This is a genomic window from Streptomyces sp. BR1 (assembly GCF_052373795.1).
Classification (GTDB): domain Bacteria; phylum Actinomycetota; class Actinomycetes; order Streptomycetales; family Streptomycetaceae; genus Streptomyces.
Genome location: NZ_CM126252.1, coordinates 5,814,205 through 5,832,026 on the forward strand (window position 1 = coordinate 5,814,205; position 17,822 = coordinate 5,832,026).

Annotated in this window: 19 protein-coding genes; 9 read left to right on the forward strand and 10 right to left on the reverse strand. The window is 71.4% G+C overall.

Going from position 1 to position 17,822, the window contains the following annotated elements:
- Positions 1-41: 41 nt before the first annotated feature.
- The gene (locus ACT1U9_RS25385) at positions 42-1,292 is read right to left on the reverse strand and encodes an exo-beta-N-acetylmuramidase NamZ family protein (protein WP_444534959.1); all 1,251 of its coding nucleotides are present in this window, start codon (positions 1,290-1,292) and stop codon (positions 42-44) included.
- Positions 1,293-1,457: 165 nt separating this feature from the next.
- On the opposite strand from ACT1U9_RS25385, the gene ACT1U9_RS25390 reads away from it, so the two are divergent.
- From ACT1U9_RS25390 to ACT1U9_RS25400, 3 genes are read left to right on the forward strand one after another with little or no spacing between them, the layout of a single operon-like run.
- The gene (locus ACT1U9_RS25390; RefSeq protein WP_444534960.1) at positions 1,458-2,222 is read left to right on the forward strand and encodes an SDR family oxidoreductase; all 765 of its coding nucleotides are present in this window, start codon (positions 1,458-1,460) and stop codon (positions 2,220-2,222) included.
- The gene (locus ACT1U9_RS25395; protein ID WP_444534961.1) at positions 2,219-3,871 is read left to right on the forward strand and encodes a class I adenylate-forming enzyme family protein; all 1,653 of its coding nucleotides are present in this window, start codon (positions 2,219-2,221) and stop codon (positions 3,869-3,871) included. The genes ACT1U9_RS25390 and ACT1U9_RS25395 overlap by 4 nt, the downstream gene beginning before the upstream one ends.
- 55 nt (positions 3,872-3,926) lie before the next feature.
- Positions 3,927-4,520 (forward strand): TetR/AcrR family transcriptional regulator, encoded by a 594-nt coding sequence (locus tag ACT1U9_RS25400; RefSeq protein WP_188275151.1) that lies wholly within the window; start codon positions 3,927-3,929, stop codon positions 4,518-4,520.
- Between the two features lie 5 nt (positions 4,521-4,525).
- Here ACT1U9_RS25400 and ACT1U9_RS25405 read toward each other — a convergent pair whose 3' ends face one another.
- From ACT1U9_RS25405 to ACT1U9_RS25415, 3 genes are all read right to left on the reverse strand, one after another.
- Entirely contained in the window at positions 4,526-5,740 is a 1,215-nt protein-coding gene (locus ACT1U9_RS25405; RefSeq protein WP_444534962.1) for an acyl-CoA dehydrogenase family protein, read from the reverse strand.
- A 9-nt stretch (positions 5,741-5,749) separates the two neighbouring features.
- Positions 5,750-6,775: a phosphotransferase family protein gene (locus ACT1U9_RS25410; protein WP_444534963.1), complete on the reverse strand. Its 1,026-nt coding sequence runs from the start codon at positions 6,773-6,775 to the stop codon at positions 5,750-5,752.
- Between the two features lie 198 nt (positions 6,776-6,973).
- The gene (locus ACT1U9_RS25415; protein WP_444534964.1) at positions 6,974-7,270 is read right to left on the reverse strand and encodes a hypothetical protein; all 297 of its coding nucleotides are present in this window, start codon (positions 7,268-7,270) and stop codon (positions 6,974-6,976) included.
- A 106-nt stretch (positions 7,271-7,376) separates the two neighbouring features.
- On the opposite strand from ACT1U9_RS25415, the gene ACT1U9_RS25420 reads away from it, so the two are divergent.
- On the forward strand, positions 7,377-8,306 hold the full coding sequence (locus ACT1U9_RS25420; protein WP_444534965.1) for an NADP-dependent oxidoreductase: 930 nt from the start codon (positions 7,377-7,379) through the stop codon (positions 8,304-8,306).
- Positions 8,307-8,329: 23 nt separating this feature from the next.
- Here the strand turns inward: ACT1U9_RS25420 and ACT1U9_RS25425 are convergent, their stop codons facing one another.
- Genes ACT1U9_RS25425 through ACT1U9_RS25440 form a run of 4 tightly spaced genes read right to left on the reverse strand, consistent with a single transcriptional unit; the run spans position 8,330 to position 10,520 of the window.
- A complete protein-coding gene (locus tag ACT1U9_RS25425; RefSeq protein WP_444534966.1) occupies positions 8,330-8,647 on the reverse strand; it encodes a DUF202 domain-containing protein in 318 nt (105 codons plus the stop codon).
- On the reverse strand, positions 8,644-9,036 hold the full coding sequence (locus ACT1U9_RS25430) for a YidH family protein (protein ID WP_444534967.1): 393 nt from the start codon (positions 9,034-9,036) through the stop codon (positions 8,644-8,646). Before ACT1U9_RS25430 ends, ACT1U9_RS25425 begins: the two co-directional genes overlap by 4 nt.
- A gap of 23 nt (positions 9,037-9,059) precedes the next feature.
- Positions 9,060-9,596, reverse strand: a complete 537-nt coding sequence (locus tag ACT1U9_RS25435; RefSeq protein ID WP_444534968.1) for an NUDIX hydrolase — start codon at positions 9,594-9,596, stop codon at positions 9,060-9,062.
- A gap of 30 nt (positions 9,597-9,626) precedes the next feature.
- Positions 9,627-10,520 (reverse strand): DMT family transporter, encoded by an 894-nt coding sequence (locus tag ACT1U9_RS25440; RefSeq protein ID WP_444534969.1) that lies wholly within the window; start codon positions 10,518-10,520, stop codon positions 9,627-9,629.
- A 333-nt stretch (positions 10,521-10,853) separates the two neighbouring features.
- On the opposite strand from ACT1U9_RS25440, the gene ACT1U9_RS25445 reads away from it, so the two are divergent.
- The 3 genes from ACT1U9_RS25445 to ACT1U9_RS25455 all read left to right on the forward strand — a co-directional run bounded on the left by ACT1U9_RS25445 (position 10,854) and on the right by ACT1U9_RS25455 (position 13,275).
- Positions 10,854-11,825, forward strand: a complete 972-nt coding sequence (locus tag ACT1U9_RS25445) for a hypothetical protein (RefSeq protein WP_444534970.1) — start codon at positions 10,854-10,856, stop codon at positions 11,823-11,825.
- Positions 11,826-11,903: 78 nt separating this feature from the next.
- Positions 11,904-12,638, forward strand: coding sequence for a molybdopterin-dependent oxidoreductase (locus ACT1U9_RS25450; RefSeq protein ID WP_444534971.1), 735 nt, complete (start codon positions 11,904-11,906; stop codon positions 12,636-12,638).
- Entirely contained in the window at positions 12,580-13,275 is a 696-nt protein-coding gene (locus tag ACT1U9_RS25455) for a cytochrome b/b6 domain-containing protein (RefSeq protein ID WP_444534972.1), read from the forward strand. Before ACT1U9_RS25450 ends, ACT1U9_RS25455 begins: the two co-directional genes overlap by 59 nt.
- Here ACT1U9_RS25455 and ACT1U9_RS25460 read toward each other — a convergent pair.
- Complete coding sequence (locus ACT1U9_RS25460) at positions 13,261-14,667, reverse strand: GntT/GntP/DsdX family permease (protein WP_444534973.1); 1,407 nt, start codon at positions 14,665-14,667, stop codon at positions 13,261-13,263. The genes ACT1U9_RS25455 and ACT1U9_RS25460 overlap by 15 nt on opposite strands.
- 26 nt (positions 14,668-14,693) lie before the next feature.
- On the reverse strand, positions 14,694-15,203 hold the full coding sequence (locus ACT1U9_RS25465) for a gluconokinase (RefSeq protein ID WP_444534974.1): 510 nt from the start codon (positions 15,201-15,203) through the stop codon (positions 14,694-14,696).
- A gap of 161 nt (positions 15,204-15,364) precedes the next feature.
- Here ACT1U9_RS25465 and ACT1U9_RS25470 point away from each other — a divergent pair, with 161 nt between their 5' ends.
- A complete protein-coding gene (locus ACT1U9_RS25470) occupies positions 15,365-16,066 on the forward strand; it encodes a FadR/GntR family transcriptional regulator (RefSeq protein WP_188275140.1) in 702 nt (233 codons plus the stop codon).
- 200 nt (positions 16,067-16,266) lie between these two features.
- Positions 16,267-17,721, forward strand: a complete 1,455-nt coding sequence (locus ACT1U9_RS25475) for an amino acid permease (RefSeq protein ID WP_444534975.1) — start codon at positions 16,267-16,269, stop codon at positions 17,719-17,721.
- Positions 17,722-17,822 lie beyond the last annotated feature (101 nt).

A 17,822-nucleotide genomic window follows, 5' to 3' on the forward strand; every position in this document is an offset into this window, starting at 1 on the left:
CATCCCGCCAGCCACCTTCCGTAGCGGGGGTTTACCCCCGTTCAGCGGTAGAGCAGGTATTTCCCGCGCGTCTCGTGGAAGGCGGCGAGCTTGTCCTGCCAGGCGTGCACGACTTCATCGGTGTCCGCGCCCGCGTCGATCATCGTGCGGACCGTCGCCGACCCCGTGAGCTTGTCGATCCAGTGGTCGGACCGCCAGGCGAACCCGCTCCACACCCGTTTCGCGGTCACGAGCAGCGCGATGCCGGTACGTACCGGGTCGTACAACTCCCTTTGATGTACGTGGAGTTGGACGCCGCCGACCGTCTTGCCCTGGAACTTGGAGAAGGTGGGCGTGAAGTACGCCTCGCGGAAGCGGACGCCGGGGAGGTTGAGGGCGTTGGCGGCGGCGGCCCATCGTGCGTCGACGCCCTCGGCCCCGAGGAGTTCGAACGGCCGGGTGGTGCCGCGCCCCTCGGAGAGGTTGGTCCCCTCGAACATGCACGTGCCCGCGTACGCCAGAGCGGTGTCGGGGGTCGGCATGTTCGGGCTCGGCGGGACCCAGGGAAGCGCGGTGGCGTCGTAGAAGTCCTCGCGCCGCCAGCCGGACATCGTCATGGTCGCCAACTCCACGCGTTCGCCCAGGAATTCTGCGTTGAAGAGCCGCGCCAGCTCGGCCACCGTCATCCCGTGCGCCTGCGCGATCGGCTCGCGCCCCACGAACGTCGCGAACGCCTTGTCCAGGACCGGGCCTGACGCTGCCCGCCCGGTCATCGGGTTCGGCCGGTCGAGCACGAGGAACCGCTTTCCGGCGAGGGCGGCGGCCTCCATGCAGTCGTAGAGCGTCCAGATGTACGTGTAGAAGCGCGCGCCCACGTCCTGGATGTCGAAGACGACCGTGTCCACCCCGGACGCGGTGAAGATGTCGGCCAGCGCCTGCCCGCTGATGCCGTATGTGTCGTAGACCGGAAGGCCGGTCGCCGGGTCCGTGGTGCGGCCCTCGGAGCCGCCCGCCTGGGCCGTGCCCCGGAAGCCGTGCTCGGGGCCGAACGCCGCGACGAGCCGCACGCGCGCGTCGGCGTGCATGACGTCCACGATGTGGCGGACGTCCCGGGTCACGCCGGTCGGGTTGGTGACCACGCCGACCTTGCGGCCCGCCAGCGCCCGGTAGCCGTCGGCGGCGAGCCGGTCGAAGCCGGTACGGACCGGTCGGGGGTCGCGGCGGCGGGAGGTGGCCGAGGCAGAGGCCGGCATGGCGCTGATCGCCGCCGCCGTCCCCGTCCCCGCCAGCAGGCCGCGTCGGGACAGGCTCATCGGCGTACCTCCCGGACCGCTGCGGGTGTCATGGCCACGCACGCTAGCGCGCGAGCCGTCAGCGGGGAACGCGCCGCACGGGACGGTTGTGCACGGCCCCTTCCGTCCGTACATACCGACTGGTTAGTCTGCTCAGCAGTCGGCATGCGGAGAGGTGGATTCTCGATGGGTACGGTCCAGGGCGCGGCAGTGGTGGTCACCGGGGCGGGCGGCGGTATCGGCGCGGCCCTCGCCCGTAGATTCGCGGCGGAGGGTGCCCGCGTCGTCGTGAACGACCTCGACGCGGCCAAGGCGCGCGCGACGGCCGAGGAGATCGGCGCGATCGCCGTCCCGGGCGACGCGTCCGGCGTCGTACCGGCGGCCCGCGAGGCGCTCGGCGGCGCCATCGACATCTACTGCGCCAACGCGGGCCTGGCCTCGGCCGGTTCGGAGGCCGCGTCCGAGGACGTGTGGGCGGCCGCCTGGGACGTCAATGTGATGGCCCATGTCCGCGCGGCCCATGAGCTGCTGCCCGAGTGGCTGGAGCGCGGCAGCGGGCGGTTCGTCTCGACCGTCTCGGCGGCCGGGCTGCTGACCATGATCGGCGCGGCCCCGTACAGCGTCACCAAGCACGGCGCGCTGGCGTTCGCCGAGTGGCTGTCGCTCACCTACCGCCACCGGGGTGTCCAGGTCCACGCGATCTGCCCGCAGGGCGTGCGCACGGACATGCTGGAGGCGACCGGCTCGGCCGGGGACCTCGTCCTGGTCCCGACCGCGATCGAGCCGCCGGCCGTCGCGGACGCGCTGTTCGACGCGATGGCGAAGGAGCGCTTCCTGGTGCTGCCGCACCCGGAGGTCGCCGAGTACTACACGGCCCGCGCGTCCGCCCCGGACCGCTGGCTGACCTCGATGAACCACCTTCAGCAGAAGTGGGAGGCGGTCGGCGAATGACCTCCATATACGCGGCTAAGCCGTGGCTCGGGCAGCTGAGCGAGGCGCAGCGGGCTCCCATTGACCCGCCCGCGAGCGTGGTGCACGCCTTCCGCGCCGCCGTGCTGCGCGCCCCCGACCGCACCGCGCTCGCCTACTTCGACGGGCGGCTCGGCTACCGCGAGACGGACGCGCTCTCCGACTCGGTGGCGGGCCATCTCGCCGCCCGGGGGCTGCGGCGCGGCGACCGGGTCGCGATCATGCTCCAGAACACCCCGCACTTCGTGATCGCGCTGCTCGGCGCCTGGAAGGCGGGCGCGACCGTCGTCCCGCTCAACCCGATGTACAAGTCGGCCGAGGTCGGTCATGTCCTGGGGGACGCCGAGGTCACCGCGCTGATCTGCGCCGACCGGGCGTGGGAGGCGTATCTGCGGGACACCGCCGCCGCCTCGCCGGTCAAGATCGCGCTCACCGCCTGCGAGCTGGACCTGCAGAGCCGCGACGACGCGCGCGTGCTCGCCTTCGAGCGGCTGCCGGTGCCGGGAGACACCGAGGACCTGCTGGCCGTCGCCCGCCAGGGCCTGGCCGCCCCCGAGGACCGGGAACTCCATCCGGACGACACGGCGTTGATCAGCTACACCTCCGGGACCAGTGGCACCCCCAAGGGCGCCATGAACACCCACCGGGGGATCACCTACAACGCCGAGCGCCAGCGCACCGGCCTGCCCGTCCCCGAGGGCGCGAGCTATTTCGCGCTGGCCCCGCTCTTCCACATCACCGGAATGGTCTGCCAGTTGGCGGCGTGCGTGGCCAACGCGGGCACGCTGGTCCTCGCCTACCGCTTCCACCCCGGCGTCGTCCTGGACGCCTTCGCCGAGCACCGGCCCGCGTACACCGTCGGCCCGTCCACCGCCTTCATGGCGCTGGCGGCGACCCCCGGCGTCACCCGCGACCACTTCGCCTCCTTCCGGGTGATCTCCTCGGGCGGCGCGCCGGTGCCGCCCGCGCTGGTGGAGAAGTTCCGCGAGGCGTTCGGCCCGTACATCCGCAACGGCTACGGACTCACCGAGTGCACCGCGCCCTGCGCCGCCGTGCCGCCCGAGAAGGAGGCCCCGGTCGACCCGGTCTCGGGCACGTTGTCGGTCGGTCTGCCCGGTCCCGAGACGGTCGTACGGATCGTCGACGAGGAGGGCAAGGAGGTGGACTTCGGCGAGCCGGGCGAGATCCTGGTGCGCGGGCCGCAGGTCGTGCCCGGGTACTGGCGCCGCCCGGAGGCCACCGCCGAGACCTTCCCGGACGGTGAACTGCGCACCGGCGACATCGGGTTCATGGACCGCGACGGCTGGCTCTATGTGGTCGACCGCAAGAAGGACATGATCAACGCGTCGGGCTTCAAGGTCTGGCCGCGCGAGGTGGAGGACGTCCTCTACACCCACCCGGCGGTGCGCGAGGCGGCCGTCGTCGGCGTCCCGGACGCCTACCGGGGCGAGAACGTCAAGGCGTACGTGAGTCTGCGCCCCGGCTGCGAAGCCGCGCCCGAGGAGCTCTCCGCGTACTGCGAGGAGCGGCTCGCGGCGTACAAATATCCCCGGGTGGTCGAGATCCTGCCGGAACTTCCCAAGACGGCGAGTGGGAAGATCCTGAGGCGGGAACTGCGTTCCCGCCACTAGAGCGACGAGAACGGCGCAAAAGAGCGCCTTCAACGACAGGAGAGGTGGCGACGGCATGGCCAGGACGACGGACGGGAACGGCACCCCCGTCCCCCAGAGGCTGCTGGCCGCCGCCACCCGCCTCTTCGCCGAGAACGGCTACGACCGGACCTCGGTCCAGGAGATCGTCGAGGCGGCGGGCGTGACCAAGGGCGCGCTCTACCACTACTTCGGCTCCAAGGAGGACCTGCTCCAGGAGGTGTACGCGCGCGTGCTCCGCCTCCAGCAGGAGCGGCTCGACGCCTTCGCGGACGCGGACGCGCCCGTCGAGCGGCGGCTGCGCGACGCGGCCGCCGACGTCGTCGTCACCACCATCGAGAACCTGGACGACGCGGCCATCTTCTTCCGCTCGATGCACCATCTGAGCCCCGAGAAGAACAAGCAGGTACGGGTCGAACGGCGGCGCTACCACGAGCGGTTCCGGGCCCTGATCGAGGAGGGCCAGGCCGCGGGCGTCTTCTCCACGGCCACCCCCGCGGACCTGGTGGTGGACTACCACTTCGGCTCGGTCCACCACCTGTCCACCTGGTACCGGCCGGACGGCCCGCTCACCCCGCAGCAGGTCGCCGACCACCTCGCCGACCTGCTGCTGAGGGCGCTGCGCCCGTAAGCCGCTTACAGGTACTTCTTCAGCTCGCGCCGCGCCAGCGAGCGCTGGTGGACCTCGTCGGGGCCGTCCGCGATGCGCAGGGTGCGGGCGCCCGCCCACAGCTCGGCCAGCGGGAAGTCCTGGCCGACACCGCCGGCGCCGTGCAGCTGTACGGCCTTGTCGATGATGTCGACGACCGTACGGGGCGTCGCGATCTTGATGGCCTGGATCTCGGTGTGGGCGCCGCGGTTGCCGACGGTGTCCATCAGCCACGCCGTCTTCAGCACCAGCAGGCGCAGCTGCTCGACGGCCACGCGCGCGTCCGCGATCCACTCCTGGACCACGCCCTGCTGGGCGATCGCCTTGCCGAACGCGGTACGCCCGACCGCCCGTCGGCACATCAGCTCGATGGCCCGCTCGGCCATGCCGATCAGCCGCATGCAGTGGTGGATCCGGCCGGGCCCGAGCCGCGCCTGGGCGATGGCGAAGCCGCCGCCCTCCTCGCCGATCAGGTTGGCGGCCGGCACGCGCGCGCCGTGGAAGACGACCTCGGCGTGGCCGCCGTGCGCGTGGTCCTCGTAGCCGTACACCTGCATGGCGCGCCGGACCTCGACGCCGTCGGTGTCGCGCGGCACCAGGACCATCGACTGCTGGCGGCGCACGTCCTCGTTGTCCGGGTCGGTCTTGCCCATCACGATGAAGACCTTGCAGTCGGGGTTCATCGCGCCGGAGATATACCACTTGCGGCCGGTGAGGACGTATTCGTCGCCATCGCGCCGGATACGGGTCTCGATGTTCGTCGCGTCCGAGGAGGCGACCTCGGGCTCGGTCATCGCGAACGCCGAACGGATCTCCCCGGCGAGCAGCGGCTCCAGCCACTGCTTCTTCTGCTCGTCGGTGCCGAACTGGGCGAGCACCTCCATGTTGCCGGTGTCCGGCGCCGCGCAGTTCAGCGCCGTGGGCGCCAGGTGCGGGGAGCGGCCGGTGATCTCGGCGAGCGGCGCGTACTGGAGGTTGGTGAGCCCGGCGCCGTGCTCGGCGTCCGGCAGGAACAGGTTCCACAACCCCTGGCTGCGGGCCTCGGCCTTCAGCTCCTCCACCACCGCGGGCGTGTCCCACGGCGACTTCAGGAGCGCGCGCTGCTCGTGCGCGGTCGTCTCGGCCGGGTAGACGTACTGCTCCATGAAGGTGAGGAGCCTGGCGCGGAGTTCTTCGGTACGCGCGTCGAATGCGAAGTCCATGGCGGGAGTTCAGCCTTCCTGCGACTGGAGGGTGGTGAGGCCGTGCTCGATGAAGACGGGCACCAGGTCGCCGATGCGGTCGAAGCCCGCGCCGACGGTCTGGCCCAGCGTGTAGCGGTAGTGGATGCCCTCCAGGATCACGGCGAGCTTGAACCAGGCGAACGCCGTGTACCAGGAGATGGCCGAGGTGTCCCGCCCCGAGCGGGCGGCGTACCGCTCGATCAGCTCGGCGGGGGCGGGGTGCCCGGCGGCCCCGGCCGTGGTGGAGACCGGCGAGTCCTTCACCCTCAGTTCGGCGCTGTACATGACCAGGAGCCCGAGGTCGGTGAGCGGGTCGCCGAGCGTCGACATCTCCCAGTCGAGCACCGCCTTGATCCGGTCGTCGTCGCCGACCAGGACGTTGTCGAGCCGGTAGTCGCCGTGGATCACGGTCGGGGCGGGGGAGTTGGGCAGTGCCCGGCCGAGCGCCGCGTGCAGCTCGTCGATGCCGGGCAGGTCACGGTTGCGGGAGGCGTCCAGCTGCTTGCCCCAGCGCCGCAACTGCCGGTCCAGGAAGCCCTCCGGGCGCCCGAAGTCACCGAGCCCCACCGCCTCGGGGTCGACGGCGTGCAGCTCGACCAGTGTGTCCACGAGGCCGAGGATCGCGGCCCGGGTGCGCTCCGGGCCGAGCGGGGCCAGCTGCTCGGCCGTGCGGTACGGGGTCCCGGCCACGTATTCCATGACGTAGAACGGCGATCCGAGCACCGACTCGTCCTCGCACAGCAGGATCGGCTCCGGGACCGGTACGGCCGTCGGGTGCAGCGCGCTGATCACCCGGTGCTCGCGCTTCATGTCGTGCGCGGTGGCGAGCACATGGCCGAGCGGCGGCCGCCGGACCACCCACTGGCCGGTCCCGTCCGTCACGATGTACGTGAGGTTCGACCGGCCGCCCTCGACCAGACGGGCACTGAGCGGCCCGTTCACCAGGCCCGGCCGGACGAGGTCGAGATGGGCGCGCAGCCGCTCCGGGTCGAGGCCTGGCGGGACTGAGCTCATGGCGGGGTACCTCCGGGAACGACGATGGTCGGTAGGGTGTCACAGACACGCTACCGACCAGTCGGTATGTCGTCCAGGTGCGGTGCCGTTTTTAGGGGGCGCGTGGAACCCGCCGTCTCTGAGGGAGTGGGGTACCCGCCGCTTTCAGGGGGGCGCGGGGAACTGCGCGACCAGCCCAGCACGGTCCGCAGTCAACGTCTAATGGTCGTCCCAATGCCCATCATGCGCAGCATGCCGATGCCCGTCATGGACGTAATCCACATGGTCCCCGTGCTCGACGGACTGATGGCCGCACCCCACGCCATGCTCATGAGCGTGCCCGTCATGCGCCACATGACCAGCGGGCTCGCACTCGTCCCAGTGCCCCGAGTGCTCCCGGTGCATGTGCCCGTCGTGCACATAATCGGTGTGGTCGCCGTGCGGCACCGCGCGATGCCCGCAGGTGGGCCCATGCACATGCTCGTGCGTCGGGTGCTCCTCATGACCGACGGTCATGCCGTTCACCTCCCGGTGCGACGCCCGGTACGACGTCACTTCCACCGTAATCCGCCGGACACGGCTCCGCTTGCGCGGACGCGCCGCAGGTCAGAGGCTCTTTGCCATGAAGGCGATCAGCTACAGCCGGTACGGCGGTGCCGAGGTCCTGGAGTACGGCGACCGGCCCGATCCCAAGGTCGGACCCGACTCGGTCCTGGTCAAGGTGCGGGCGGCCGCGGTGAACCCGGTCGACTGGAAGGTCCGCGAGGGCTATATGGACCCGGTGCTCGAAGCGGTCTTCCCGGTCGTCCCGGGCTGGGACGTGTCCGGGGTGGTGGTCCAGCCGGGCGTGTCCGTGCCGGAGTTCGCGGTCGGGGACGAGGTGATGGGGTACGCGCGGGAGGACTTCCTGTCCCGGGGCACCTTCGCGGAGTACGTCGCCGCGCCCGTGCGCACCCTCGCCCGCAAGCCGCGCAACCTGAGCTTCGAGGAGGCGGCGGGGCTGCCGCTGTGCGGGCTCACCGCGTACCAGGTGCTGCGGGCCCTTGAGGTGCGCGCGGGCGACACGGTCCTGGTGCACGCGGCAGCAGGGGGTGTCGGCTCGCTCGCGGTGCAGATCGCCGCGCATCGGGGCGCCCGCGTCATCGGCACCGCCAGCGAGCGCAACCACGACTTCCTGCGGGAGCTGGGCGCCGAGCCGGTGGAGTACGGGGACGGGCTCGTGGACCGGGTCCGCGCGCTGGCGCCCGACGGTGTGACGGCCGCGTTCGACACGGTGGGCGGCGACGCGCTGAGGGCCTCGGCGGAACTCCTGGCCCCCGAGGGCCGACTGGCGTCCATCGCGTCCGGCGAGGTGATCGGGCTCGGCGGGCACTATCTGTTCGTCCGCCCGGACGCGGCGGACCTGCGCGAACTGGCCGACCTGGCCGAGCAGGGCGTCCTTTCCGTCCACGTCGACGCCACGTTCCCGCTGGAACGGGCCGCCGACGCCCACCGGCTCAGCGAGGAGGGCCGCACCCGGGGCAAGATCGTGGTGACAGTGGACTGGGAGTAGGCGGGCCCGGGAACCCAGCCACCTCACACCAATACCGCCACCGCGAACCCCGCCAGCGCCGTCACGCACGCCATCGCCGTGACCGCCTCGCGGGCCCGCAGCACCTCCGGGCGCGCCACACCCGACAGGGACTGGATACGGCGGTGGGCCACCGCCAGGAAGCCCAGCCAGACAAGCACGCTCAACGCCACCGCGATCAGACTCACCGCGGTGAGCCCGCCGTGCAGCGCCTGCCGGGCGGCGAGCACCGCCGCGACCGTGCAGGACAAGGTGGTACGCCGCCACGCGAGGCGGGTCCGTTCGGGCTGGAGCCCGGGGTCGCGGGCGGGCGCGCCGGTCACCCGGCCCAGCCGAAGAGGACGGCCACCACCATGACCACGGCGACCACCGCGACCGCGACGCTCAGCACCGTCGGGAAGCGCGACACCGGCAGGTCCTCGCCGCGCCGCATCGCCCGCTCGCAGCGCACCCAGTGGTTCACGGCCCGCAGCGCGCACAGCACCCCGGACCCGAGCAGCGCGAGCGCGAGCCCGACCCGTACGCCCCAGCGCAGGTCCGGCAGGAACTGGTCGACCGCGAAGCCGCCGCCGACCAGGGCCAATGAGGTGCGGATCCAGGCCAGGAAGGTGCGCTCGTTGGCCAGCGAGAACCGGTAGTCCGGGGTCTCGCCCTCCTCGCCGATGCGCTGCGGCGCGAACCACAGCCGCAGGGTCTGCGCAATGCTGATCACATTTGCACACTACCCGCAGCGGATCACCGGGCCCGGTGCACGCGCAGCCTCCGGTACGCCTCCAGCCCGTCCGGCACCCACTCCCAGCTTTCAAGCCGCCGCTCCACCTCGGCGTCGGGCAGGAAGTCGTGCCAGGCGACCTCCTCGACCTGCGGATTCACCGGCAGCGTGCAGCGCACCTCGTACACGGCCGACCACCAGGTCTGCCGCCCGTCGGCACCGCCCTCGTACAGGAACTTGAACAGCGGTACGGGCCGGGGCAGTCCGCTGACCCCCAGCTCCTCCTCGGCCTCGCGCAGCGCCGCGTCGTCGTACGTCTCGCCCGCGCCGACCACACCGCCCACGAACATGTCGTACTGCGACGGGAAGACCAGCTTGGTCGGGGTGCGGCGATGAACGAAGATCCGGTCCTCGGCGTCCCGGGCGAGGATGAAGACGCACCGGTGGCGCAGGCCACGGGCGTACGCCTCGCCGCGCGGCGACCGGCCCACCACGCGGTCGTGCTCGTCGACGATGTCGAGGATCTCTTGGGCGGGGTCCGGGGGAGTCTGGCTCGTCATGGACCCATCCAAGCACCGCCGGGTCGCGCGTCAGTGGGACTGGAGGTCCTTCGTCCGCTCCTCCGGCGCCGTCCCGGACGGCATCGCCGGGTGCATGCCGAGCAGCACGATGCCGCCCACGATGGCCGCGAGACCGATCGCCTCCCAGGTCAGGGCGGCGATGTCGGTACGCAGCCGGTCACCCAGGAAGCCGATGCCGCAGGCGATCCCGGAGAGCGGCTGGGCGGCCGTCAGGGCGGGCAGCGACATCCGCAGCGGGGCGGTCTCGAAGGCGCTCTGCACCAGGATCAGCCCGCTCACCCCCAGCGCCACCACGACGTACGGCTGCCAGCCGGTGAGCGCGTGCGACCAGCCGCCGGCCGACAGGCGCTCGCCGGTGACCCGGGTGAGCGCGTCCTGGAGTCCGTAGAGCGTCCCGGCCGCCAGGGCGAGCAGGGTGGGTCCGGCGCTCAGCCGGGAGCGCTGCGCGGCCACCGTGAGGAGCATCGCGATGCCGACGACGATGCCGATGATCAGCCAGTGCCGCAGCGGTCCGGCCACCTCGTTCCCGCCCTGCGGCTGCCCGGCCACCATGAACGCGGTCACCCCGCCCGCCAGCAGGGTGAGCCCCGCCCAGCCCTGTCGGCCCAGCGACTGCTTGGTCTGCCAGCGCGAGAGCGCCATCGCGAAGAAGAGGTTGGTGGCGAGCAGCGGCTCCACCTGGGAGACCTCGCCGTGGCCGAGCGCCAGCGCCCCAAGGACCATGCCCGCGACCATCAGCCCTATCCCGGCCAGCCAGCGGGGCACCCGGATGAGGTCGAGCAGCAGGCGCGGCGAGAGGAAGTCGCTCAGCGGGGCGTGCTGGGCGGCGTTTTGCTGGAGGACGAATCCGAAGCCCAGACAGCAGGCCGCGCCCACGGCGAGAGCGAGGACCAGAACCGACACGTCGTACACCTCAAGTACGGCCGGGGGGTGCGAACTTGCTTGACCATAGCGCTCCGGGGCGGCAGGCGCCTCCCGAGTACCCACCGGGGGCGCGCACCGCACCACTTTCGGCCCTGTCCGGCCCACCCGCCCACCGAGTCCGGTCCCGGTGCAGGTCAGGGCCAACTTCCGTCCCGGTCAGGCAAGTTGAAGCCGCAAGGAGCCCGGCCCGACCTTGACGTGGAGCGTTGGGTACCGCTTTGCTGTGCGCGATCACCCTGTGACTCGTCCCGCCAGTCCCATACACCACTCACCCCCCACCCGCATCCATACGACTCCATGGGAAGTACGCGGATGTCCCCGCCCCCGCTCGGCCGCCCCCTGGGGGTCCCCTCCGGACGCAGTCCCTGGGGGAGGGGCAGCAGATCCTTCGACCCGGCGCTCGACGACGTCGAACTGGTCACCGTGCGCGCCCAGTTGGCGCAGGGCCGGTGGACCAGGGTCCGCGCGCTGCTCACCGCGACCGGCGACGACTGGGACCGGCGCGGACACCGCCTCACCGTCCTCGGTGAGCCGAACACGTCGGCGGGCTGGGCCCGCGAATGGCTGCTCGCCGAGCCCGACAGCGCGGACGCGGCCGCCCTGTACGCCTGCGCCCTCGTCCCGCGCGCCCTGCGCGGCAAGGAGAAGCAGGACCGCGCCCGCGACGCCTGTCTGGAGGCGGCCCGGCTCGCCCCCGCCGACCCCACCCCGTGGCTCGCCCTGCTCGCCCTCTCCCGGGGCCTGGGCTCGGACAACGAGACCGAGCAGATCTTCGCCGAGGTGTGCGGCCGGCACCCGGACCACCACCACGCCCACCACCTGATGGCGGCCCGGCTCGCCGAGCGCCGCGCCGGCGACGGCGCCGACCCGACGCACGAGGTGTACGCCTTCGCGGCCGCCTCCGTCGCCCGCGCCCCCGCCGACTCCCCGCTCGCCCTGCTCCCGCTGGTCGCCCACGCCGAGCGCTACCGCGTGCTCGCCGCCCGGGGCGCGGCGCCGAAGGACCCGGCCGACTCCGGGCACTGGACCGGGCGGCGCGCCCGGCAGGTGATCAGGTCGGCGTTCGACTGGTGGCTGGAGTGGGAGCGCGAGGACCACCCCCGGGCCGGGGTCGACCTCAACTTCCTCGCCCACGCCAAGCACTGCGAGGGCCGCCCCGCCGAGGCCGCCGCCCTCTTCCAGCGCATCGGCCGCCATTTCACGCCCGCGCCCTGGTCGTACCCGGACCGGGACCCGTACCGCGCCTTCCAGGCCGCCCGCAAGGCCGCACTCGGCACCGCCTGACCTCCGGAGATCTGACGGAATCATGACGGCGGGCCGCGGCCCCTGGCATCCCGGGGCCACTGGTGCTCGAATCGGGGTGTGAAACCGGAACCACCCGAACCACCCCCCGCCGAGACCGCGCCGGTCGGACGTCGCATCGTGCTGGGCATGCTCGGCCTCGGTGTCGCCGGGGTCGCCGCCGCCCCGGTGCTCCAGCGCGGCCTCGAAGCGTTCCTGGGCGCCGCCGCCGGGAAGGACCCCACCGGCCTGACCGGGCTGCTGCCCAACGGCGGCGGCTTCCGCTACTACTCGGTCGCCGACTCCGTACCGCATCGCAGCGCCGCCGACTACCGGCTGAGCGTCGACGGTCTGGTCGAGCGCCCGGGCACGTACACGCTCGACGCGCTGCGCGCGATGCCGCAGACGCGGCTGGTGCGGGACGTGCAGTGCGTGACGGGGTGGCGGGTGCCCGGCACACCGTTCGCGGGGGTGCGGCTGTCCCGGCTCCTCGACGCCGCAGGGGTGCGCCCAGGAGCCGGAGCGGTCCGCTTCACCTGCTTCGACGGCACGTACACCGAGAGTCTTACGCTCGAACAGGCCCGGCGCGACGATGTCCTGGTCGCCCTGAGCATGCAGGACAAACCGGTCTCCCATGCGCACGGCGGCCCGGTCCGCCTCTATGTGGCGCCCATGTATTTCTACAAGTCGGCGAAATGGCTCTCCGGGATCACCGTGACGGGCAAGGTGCAGCGGGGATTCTGGGAGGAGCGGGGCTATGACACGGACGCCTGGGTCGGCCGGTCCAACGGACGCGAGGACCACCCCACGAGCTGAACCCGCCGCGCGCGTACGGAGGTTCGGCCGCGCCGAGCGCTGGGTGCACCGGAGCAACTACCTGGTGATGGGGGTGTGCGTCGCCTCGGCGGCGGTGCTGTATCTGCCGCAGCTCGCCGAGGCGGTGGGGCGGCGCGAGCTGGTGGTGCGGGTGCACGAGATCTCCGGGGTGCTGCTGCCCGTACCGGTACTGCTCGGGCTCGCTTCCCGGGCCTTCCGGGCCGATCTGCGGCGGCTCAACCGCTTCGGGCCGCACGACCGCGCCTGGCTGCGCTCGGCGCTCACCCGCGACGAACGCCCGCGTACGGCGGGCAAGTTCAACGCCGGGCAGAAGGTCTACGCGGGCTGGATCACCGGGGCCACCCTGGTCCTGCTCGGCACCGGCCTGTTCATGTGGTTCACGCATCTGGCGCCGCTGCCGGTACGGGTCGGCTCCACCTTCGTGCACGACTGGCTGGCGCTGGCCGTCGGGATCGTGCTCATCGGCCATGTGACCATGGCGCTCCTCGACCCGGAGGCACGCCGTGGCATGCGCACCGGGTCGGTGGAGCGCCCCTGGGCCCGGCGGGAACACCGCCTGTGGCTGGAGGAGCTGGAGCGTAAGGAAGAGGCCGACAAGTCGCTAGATCACCAGTGACAGCAGGAGGACCAGGCCTCCGGCCACCACCGAGATGATCGTCTCCATCACCGACCAGGTCTTGAGCGTCTGGCCGACGTCCATCCCGAAGTACTCCTTGACCAGCCAGAACCCCGCGTCGTTCACATGGCTGAAGAAGAGCGAGCCCGCGCCGACCGCGAGGACGAGCAGGGCCGTGTGCGCGGTAGACATGTCGGCCGCGAGCGGTGCCACCAGACCGGCCGCCGAGATCGTGGCCACGGTCGCCGAGCCGGTCGCGAGCCGGATCGCGACGGCGATCAGCCAGGCCAGCAGCAGCGCCGGGATCGACCAGTTCTTGGAGAGGTCGAGGATCATCTGGCCCACGCCGACGTCGATCAGCGTCTGCTTGAAGCCGCCGCCCGCGCCCACGATCATGAGGATGCCCGCGATCGGGGCGAGCGACTTCTCGACGGTCGACGAGATCCGCTCCTTGGAGAACCCGGCGGCCCGGCCGAGGGTGAAGATGCCGACGAGCACGGCCGCGAGCAGCGCGATCAGCGGCGAGCCGACCACGTCGGTGACCCGCTGGAGGTGGTTCTTCGGGTCGTCGACCACGATGTCGACCAGCGCCTTCGCCAGCATCAGCACGACCGGCAGGAGCACGGTCGACACGGTCGCGGCGAAGCTCGGGCGCTTCTCCAGGTCCTCGGAGGGGCGCGACGGAATCATCCGGTCCGGCGCCGGGATGTCCACCCAGCGGGCCGCGTACCTGGAGAAGACCGGCCCGGCGATGATCACGGTCGGGATCGCGACCAGTACACCGAGGGCGAGCGTGACGCCCAGGTTGGCGTGGACCGCGTCGATGGCGACCAGCGGGCCGGGGTGCGGCGGGATCAGGCCGTGCATCACCGAGAGACCGGCGAGCGCCGGGATGCCGATCCGCATCAGCGAGTAGTTGCCGCGCTTGGCGACCAGCAGCACCACCGGGATCAGCAGCACGATGCCGACCTCGAAGAACAGCGGAAGCCCGATCATCGAGGCGATGACGACCATCGCCCATGGCATCGCGCGCCCGCCGGACTTCCCGGCTTTGGCCAGGATCGTGTCGACGATCTGGTCGGCGCCGCCGGAGTCGGCGAGCAGTTTGCCGAGGATGGCGCCGAGGGCGATCAGGACGCCCACACCGGCGACGGTGTTGCCCAGGCCCGTGGTGAAGCTGGTGATCGCCTTGTCGAGGGGCGCGCCCGCGAAGGCGCCGAGCGCCAGCGAGCCGATGGTCAGGGCGAGGAACGCGTGGAGCTTGAACCGGGTGATGAGCAGGACGATGACGGCGATGCCGGCGAGTACGGCGATCCCCAACCGGGCGTTGCCCGCCGAGGTGATCGGCTCGGTGGCGCCCGCTGCCAGGATCTCGACGCTGAGACTGGTCACGGTGGTGTTCCTTAGCTGGTGGCGGGTCAGCCGGCGAGCCGGCGCAGCGCGGCGACGGCCCGGTCGGTGATCTCTTCGGGGGTGCCGGACACATCGACGGCGACGCCCGCCTCGTCCGCGCCCAGCGGCTGGAGCGTGGCGAACTGGGAGTCGAGCAGCGCGGTCGGCATGAAGTGGCCCTTGCGCTCGCGCATCCGCCGCTCGATGAGCTCGCGCTCGCCGGTCAGATGCAGGAAGACGGGCCCGGGGGCGGCCGCCCGCAGCCGGTCGCGGTAGACCCGCTTGAGCGCGGAGCTGCTGACGACTCCGCCCAGGCCCGCCCGGCCGTGCGCCCACTGGCCGATCGCGTCGAGCCAGGGCCACCGGTCGGTGTCGTCCAGCGGGGTGCCGGCCGACATCTTGGCGACGTTCGCCGCCGGGTGGAAGTCGTCGCCCTCGGCGTACGGAACGCCCAGGGCCTCGGCCACCAGGGGGCCGATCGTGGTCTTGCCGGTGCCGGCGACGCCCATCACCACGACGACGTGGGGGGTGCTCATAGGTGGTGCCTCGCTGTCTTCGTCGACATCGATGTGTCGCGCTACTGAAACCCAAAAGGTGCGACGTATTCAAGACCTCGTGATGAATAAGTAATACTTTTCAGGGGTTGCCCCCGCGCGCTCGTCCTGGCGCGCGTCCACCTGCGCTTACGCTTACGCCCATGACCACACAGGCCCAGGGACTGCACGCGCAGGTGCTCGACACCCTCGGCCGCGCGATCACCGCGGGCGAGTACCCGCCCGGCAGCGTGCTGCGCGGCGACGAGCTCGCGCAGCGCTTCGACGTCTCGCGCACCGTGATCCGCGAGGCGATCCGGGTCCTGGAGTCCATGCAGCTGGTCGAGTCCCGGCGCCGGGTCGGCGTGACGGTACGGGCGAGCGAGCAGTGGAACGTGTACGACCCGCAGGTCATCCGGTGGCGCCTGGCGGGGGCCGACCGGCCGCGCCAGCTGCGCTCGCTGACCGTGCTCAGATCGGCCGTCGAACCGGTCGCCGCCGGGCTCGCCGCCCACCACGCGACTCCCGAGCAGTGCGCGGACCTCACCGAGCAGGCGCTCGGCATGGTCGCCACCTCACGGGGCAGACAGCTGGAGGGCTATCTGGTGCACGACGTCGCGTTCCACCGGATCGTCCTGAACGCCTCCGGCAACGAGATGTTCGCCCGGCTCGGCGATGTGGTCGCCGAGGTACTGACCGGGCGCACCCACCATCACGTGATGTTCGAGGACCCCGATCCGGCGGCCGTCACCCTGCATGTCCGGGTGGCCGAGGCGGTCCGGGAGCGGGACGCGGAACGGGCCGAGAGACTCACCCGCGAGATCGCCGTCGGGGCGCTGAGAGAACTGGACGTACTCGCCCCATAAAGCTCAGATTTACCTCAGATTCATCACAGATCTGCCCGTACGTGACATTGGCCACTGCCAAAACGCACGTCGAGCCGCGACCATATCCGGAATCAGCCATGCCGCGGTGACCCTCGACGAGCTCACCGGAACGGGACGCATGACCGGCATCGCCCGGTATCGCACGACCGCATGACCCCTCACGAAGGCGATACAGCTACATGAGTGACCGCACCGCCATGCCTGCGGCCGAGACGACGGCGGCAACGCCGACGCAGGGCACCCCCCACATCGACGCCGGTGACGCCGGTTACAGCAAGGACCTCAAGTCCCGCCATATCAACATGATCGCCATCGGCGGCGCGATAGGCACCGGCCTGTTCCTCGGCGCCGGCGGCCGCATGGCGGGCGCTGGCCCCTCCCTCGCGATCGCGTACGCGGTCTGCGGCGTCTTCGCCTTCTTCGTGGTGCGCGCGCTCGGCGAGCTCGTGCTCTACCGCCCCTCCTCCGGCGCGTTCGTCTCCTACGCCCGTGAGTTCATGGGTGAGAAGGGCGCCTACTCGGCGGGCTGGCTGTACTTCCTGAACTGGTCGACCACCGCCGTCGCCGACATCACGGCCGCCGCGACCTACGCCCACTTCTGGGCCATGTTCAGCGACATCCCGCAGTGGGTCCTCGCCCTGATCGCGCTCGCGGTGGTGCTCACCGCCAACCTGATCTCGGTGAAGTACTTCGGCGAGATGGAGTTCTGGTTCGCGATCATCAAGGTCGCGGCCCTGGTCGCCTTCATGCTGGTCGGCATCTACCTCGTCGTCACCCAGCACAGCGTCGACGGCAACACCCCGGGCCTGGCCAACATCACCGACCACGGCGGCATCTTCCCGATGGGCATGCTGCCGATGCTCCTGGTCATCCAGGGCGTCGTCTTCGCGTACGCCTCGGTCGAGCTCTGCGGTGTCGCGGCCGGTGAGACCGAGAACCCGCAGAAGATCCTGCCCAAGGCGATCAACTCGATCATGTGGCGCGTCGGCATCTTCTACGTCGGCTCGGTCGTCCTGCTCGCGCTGCTGCTCCCGTACACCCAGTACTCCGGGGACGAGAGCCCGTTCGTCACCGTCTTCGAGAAGCTCGGCGTGCCGGGCGCCGCCGGTGTGATGAACCTGGTCGTCCTGACCGCCGCGCTCTCCAGCCTGAACTCGGGCCTGTACTCCACCGGCCGCATCCTGCGCTCGATGTCGCTCGCCGGCTCCGCGCCCAAGTTCGTCGGCGTCATGAACAAGGGCAAGGTCCCCTACGGCGGCATCCTGCTCACCGCCGGCTTCGGCGTCCTGGGCGTCGGCCTGAACTACATCGTGCCCGGCAAGGCCTTCGAGATCGTGCTGAACTTCGCCTCCATCGGCATCCTCGGCACCTGGGCGATGATCATGATCTGCTCGCTGCTGTTCTGGCGCCGCGCCCAGGAGGGCAAGGTCACCCGGCCCGCCTACCGGCTGCCCTGGGCCCCCTACACCCAGATCGTGACGCTGTTCTTCCTCGCCTCGGTCGTCTTCCTGATGTGGTACGGCGGCGGCGTCGGCCGCACCACGACCTACTGCCTGCCCATCATCGCGGCCATGCTCGTCGGCGGCTGGTACCTGGTCCGCAAGCGGGTCACGGAGCTCGCGGCGAAGCAGTAGGCGCCACACAGCGGTACGAGAAGGGCGGCACCCCCCGGCGCGGGGTGCCGCCCTTCGGCATGGGCCGGGTAACGTGCCAAGGCCGGGCCCGTACACATTTC

What these genes read in the sequence shown, in the direction of transcription:
- ACT1U9_RS25385 (WP_444534959.1), bottom strand. Translation starts at nt 1,292, where the DNA reads ATGAGCCTGTCCCGACGCGGCCTGCTGGCGGGGACGGGGACGGCGGCG.
- ACT1U9_RS25390 (WP_444534960.1), top strand. Translation starts at nt 1,458, where the DNA reads ATGGGTACGGTCCAGGGCGCGGCAGTGGTGGTCACCGGGGCGGGCGGC.
- ACT1U9_RS25395 (WP_444534961.1), top strand. Translation starts at nt 2,219, where the DNA reads ATGACCTCCATATACGCGGCTAAGCCGTGGCTCGGGCAGCTGAGCGAG.
- ACT1U9_RS25400 (WP_188275151.1), top strand. Translation starts at nt 3,927, where the DNA reads ATGGCCAGGACGACGGACGGGAACGGCACCCCCGTCCCCCAGAGGCTG.
- ACT1U9_RS25405 (WP_444534962.1), bottom strand. Translation starts at nt 5,740, where the DNA reads ATGGACTTCGCATTCGACGCGCGTACCGAAGAACTCCGCGCCAGGCTC.
- ACT1U9_RS25410 (WP_444534963.1), bottom strand. Translation starts at nt 6,775, where the DNA reads ATGAGCTCAGTCCCGCCAGGCCTCGACCCGGAGCGGCTGCGCGCCCAT.
- ACT1U9_RS25415 (WP_444534964.1), bottom strand. Translation starts at nt 7,270, where the DNA reads ATGACCGTCGGTCATGAGGAGCACCCGACGCACGAGCATGTGCATGGG.
- ACT1U9_RS25420 (WP_444534965.1), top strand. Translation starts at nt 7,377, where the DNA reads ATGAAGGCGATCAGCTACAGCCGGTACGGCGGTGCCGAGGTCCTGGAG.
- ACT1U9_RS25435 (WP_444534968.1), bottom strand. Translation starts at nt 9,596, where the DNA reads ATGACGAGCCAGACTCCCCCGGACCCCGCCCAAGAGATCCTCGACATC.
- ACT1U9_RS25445 (WP_444534970.1), top strand. Translation starts at nt 10,854, where the DNA reads ATGTCCCCGCCCCCGCTCGGCCGCCCCCTGGGGGTCCCCTCCGGACGC.
- ACT1U9_RS25455 (WP_444534972.1), top strand. Translation starts at nt 12,580, where the DNA reads ATGACACGGACGCCTGGGTCGGCCGGTCCAACGGACGCGAGGACCACC.
- ACT1U9_RS25465 (WP_444534974.1), bottom strand. Translation starts at nt 15,203, where the DNA reads ATGAGCACCCCCCACGTCGTCGTGGTGATGGGCGTCGCCGGCACCGGC.
- ACT1U9_RS25470 (WP_188275140.1), top strand. Translation starts at nt 15,365, where the DNA reads ATGACCACACAGGCCCAGGGACTGCACGCGCAGGTGCTCGACACCCTC.
- ACT1U9_RS25475 (WP_444534975.1), top strand. Translation starts at nt 16,267, where the DNA reads ATGAGTGACCGCACCGCCATGCCTGCGGCCGAGACGACGGCGGCAACG.